Origin of the sequence: Spongiactinospora gelatinilytica (assembly GCF_003236385.1) — a bacterium.
Lineage (GTDB): Bacteria > Actinomycetota > Actinomycetes > Streptosporangiales > Streptosporangiaceae > Spongiactinospora > Spongiactinospora gelatinilytica.
Genome location: NZ_POUA01000567.1, coordinates 1 through 3,209, shown reverse-complemented (window position 1 = coordinate 3,209; position 3,209 = coordinate 1). Strand labels below are relative to the sequence as shown.

The following is a 3,209-nucleotide window of genomic DNA, read 5'->3' as shown; positions in this document are numbered from 1 at the left end:
AACATCGCCCCTTCGGCCTTCGCGGCCCCGCCCAGCAGCTCCCGGGCGTACTCCTGCGGGTCGCGGCCGGTCAGCGCCCCGATGTAGGAGCGGTGTTCCACCAGCGAGGCGATCGCCCGCTCCAGCCCCGGCCCGGCCGCCACCGCGTGCGTCGGATACGGCGAGCCCGACACCGCCACCCACCGCACGCCGTTCCACGGCGCGAGCCCCGGCTCGGGGAAGATCCACCGGTTGCCCGCATCGGCGGCGGCGTCCAGCGCGGCCCGCCCCACCGCCCGGTGATCAGGGGTGTTCCACACCCGCCCGCCGGGCCAGGTGTCATGATGGTTGACGGTGATCACCAGCTCGGGGCGGTGGCGGCGGATCGCCAGCGCCAGTTCCCTGCGCAGCGCCGGCCCGTACTCGATGACACCATCGACCAGCCCGAGGAACTCCACCGATTCCACCCCGACCACGGCCGCGGCTGCCCGCTGCTCACCCTCGCGCACCGGCGCGGCCCGCGCCGGGTCCATCGTGTCGATCCCCGCCTCGCCGCGGGTGGCCAGCAGATAGGACACGCTGCGCCCCTCACCGGTCCAGCCGGCGATGGCGGCGGCGGTGCCGTACTCCAGGTCATCGGGGTGGGCGGCGATGGCCAGCGCCGTGCGCCAGTCGGCGGGCATCGGCTCCAGCGCCGGCCGCGCGCTGTGATCGCTCATGACAAGCCCAACCTATCGCGCCCCCCTTGCGGGTTTCAGCCCGCCGCGCGGCGGATCCGCGCGGCCAGTGCGGCGATGTGCTCCCGCCAGGCCGTCAGCGCCACCTGCCGGGCATCGGGCAGGTCGGCCGGGCCGCTTTGGGTCAGCACCAGCCGCGCCCCGTGGCCGGTACCGGGCGCCAGCTCGAAACGGACCCGCCCGGCGGGCCGCTCGTCATAGCGCCAGGCGTACTCCAGCCCGGCCCGCGCCGCCCCGCCGCCGCCATCGCCGCCATCGCCGTCGTCCCACGCCTCGGTGACCTCGGCGGCCGGCACCGCGCCGGTGGTGAACGCCGCCGGCGGCCCATCGCCGGGCGCGGGCCGCTCCGCGCCCTGCAACAGCATCTGCCACACCTGCCCGACCGGCAGGGTGAGCTGCCGCTCGAACCGCACCCGCCACCCGGCGGGGGAGTCGGCGATCACCCCGGCGTCCAGCCCGAACTGCGCCACCAGCGCCTCGTGGGCGTCCAGCATCCGCCCCGGCTCGCTGATCGCGACCCCGGCCAGCAGCTCCTCCAGGCCCGCCGCGCACGCCTGCCACCCGGCGGCGTAGCTGGCCGCGCCGTAGTGGTCGTCGAAGATGTGGGTGAGCACCAGCAGGCTGTGCTCCCCGTCGGGGATCACCTCCCAGCGCAGGTTCTCCCCCTCCCAGGTGTAGGCGATCACTCTCGGCGGGTCCAGCTCGGTGATCACCCCGGCTCCGGCGCCGGCGAAGGTCACCTTGCCGCCGATCCGCAGGTCCAGCTCCACCTCCGCCGGAAACCACCGGGCGAGCCGGGCGGGGTCGATCAGGGCCTGCCACACCGTGCGCGGCGGGTGGGCGAGCCTGCGCCGCATGCGCAGCACGCTGCGGCCCGCCTCGGTGCGCAAGGTCCGTTCCGCGCTCACGTCACATCCTCCTGTTCGGTCATCTCATCGGCCTGGGAGTCCAGGTGGGCCTCCAGGGCGTCCAGGCTCGCCGCCCACAGCCGGCGGTAGGGGGCCAGCCAGGCGTCGATCTCGGCCAGCGGTTCGGGGCGCAGCTCATACCACCGCCGCTGCGCCTCGCGGCGGACCGTCACCAGCCCCGCCTCGCGCAGCACCCGCAGGTGCTTGGAGGTGCCGGGCTGGGTGAGGGCCAGGCGCTCGGTCAGCTCGCCGACCGAGCGCGGGCGCTCCAGCAGCAGGTCCAGGATGCGGCGCCGGGCCGGCTCGGCGAGTACGTCGAAAGGTACGGACACCCCCTCAACATACTGCTTCGGTTATATGCCCGCAACCGCATGTACTGTGCCAGGGCGGCCGCCCCGCCACCCCTGCGGCACCATGAAGGACATGAGCGAAGGCATCGACGTCGAAGCCCTGCGCGCCGACACCCCCGGCTGCGCCCACGTCGCCCACTTCAACAACGCCGGCGCCGCCCTGCCCCCGCGCCCGGTCACCGACGCCGTCACCGCCCACCTGCGCCTCGAGGCCCGCATCGGCGGGTACGAGGCCGCCGAACACGCCGAAAAGGCCATCGCCCGCAGCTACGACGCCATCGCCGCCCTCATCGGCGCCGCCCCCGACGAGATCGCCCTCATCGAGAACGCCACCCGCGCCTGGGACATGGCCTTCTACTCCATCCCCTTCGCACCCGGCGAGCGCATCCTCACCACCACCAGCGAATACGCCAGCAACGGCATCGCCTTCGCCCAGATCGCCCGCCGCACCGGCGCCCGCGTCCAGGCCGTACCCGACGACGAACACGGCCAGATGTCCCTGCCGGCCCTGGCCGCAGAACTCGACCGCGGCGGCGTCCGCCTGGTCGCCGTCAACCACGTCCCCACCCACAACGGGCTCATCAACCCCGCCGAGCGCATCGGCGCCCTGTGCCGCCAGGCCGGCGTCACCTTCCTGCTGGACGCCTGCCAATCGATCGGGCAGTTCCCCGTCGACGTCGCCCGCATCGGCTGCGACATGCTCTCGGCGACCGGCCGCAAGTTCCTGCGCGGCCCGCGCGGCACCGGCTTCCTGTACGTGCGCCGCGACCTGATCACCCGCCTGGAACCACCGTTCCTGGACCTGCACGCCGCCACCTGGACCGCCCCCGGCCGCTATGACATCCGCCCCGACGCCCGCCGCTTCGAAACCTGGGAACGCAACGTCGCCGCCCAGATCGGCCTCGGCGTGGCCGCCGACTACGCCCGCGCGGTGGACCTGGCCGCCACCGGCCGCCGCATCCAGACCCTCGCCGACGGCCTTCGCCGCGACCTGGCCGGCCTGCCCGGCATCACCGTCCTGGACCGCGGCGAACGCCGCTGCGGCATCGTCACCTTCGACGTGCACGGCCACCAGGCCACCGACGTCAAACGCGAGCTGCGCCGGCACAACGTCAACGTCAGCGTCACCGACATCGCCCACCACCGCCTGGACGCCCACCCCGTGCCCGCCGCGATCCGCGCCTCGGTGCACCACTACAACACCTGTCTCTTATAAACATCTGACGCTGCCGACC

Annotated in this window: 4 protein-coding genes; 1 reads left to right on the top strand and 3 read right to left on the bottom strand. The window is 74.0% G+C overall.

What is annotated here, in order from left to right:
* The 3 genes from C1I98_RS36990 to C1I98_RS36980 form a co-directional block, all read right to left on the bottom strand.
* Positions 1-698: PIG-L deacetylase family protein (locus tag C1I98_RS36990; RefSeq protein WP_111171923.1), on the bottom strand; the 698-nt coding region annotated here is incomplete at its 3' end.
* A gap of 35 nt (positions 699-733) precedes the next feature.
* Positions 734-1,624, bottom strand: coding sequence for an SRPBCC family protein (locus C1I98_RS36985; protein WP_199537500.1), 891 nt, complete (start codon positions 1,622-1,624; stop codon positions 734-736).
* A complete protein-coding gene (locus tag C1I98_RS36980; protein WP_111171922.1) occupies positions 1,621-1,956 on the bottom strand; it encodes an ArsR/SmtB family transcription factor in 336 nt (111 codons plus the stop codon). The genes C1I98_RS36985 and C1I98_RS36980 overlap by 4 nt, the downstream gene beginning before the upstream one ends.
* A gap of 91 nt (positions 1,957-2,047) precedes the next feature.
* Here C1I98_RS36980 and C1I98_RS46555 point away from each other — a divergent pair, with 91 nt between their 5' ends.
* Positions 2,048-3,190 (top strand): aminotransferase class V-fold PLP-dependent enzyme, encoded by a 1,143-nt coding sequence (locus tag C1I98_RS46555; protein WP_111171921.1) that lies wholly within the window; start codon positions 2,048-2,050, stop codon positions 3,188-3,190.
* Positions 3,191-3,209 lie beyond the last annotated feature (19 nt).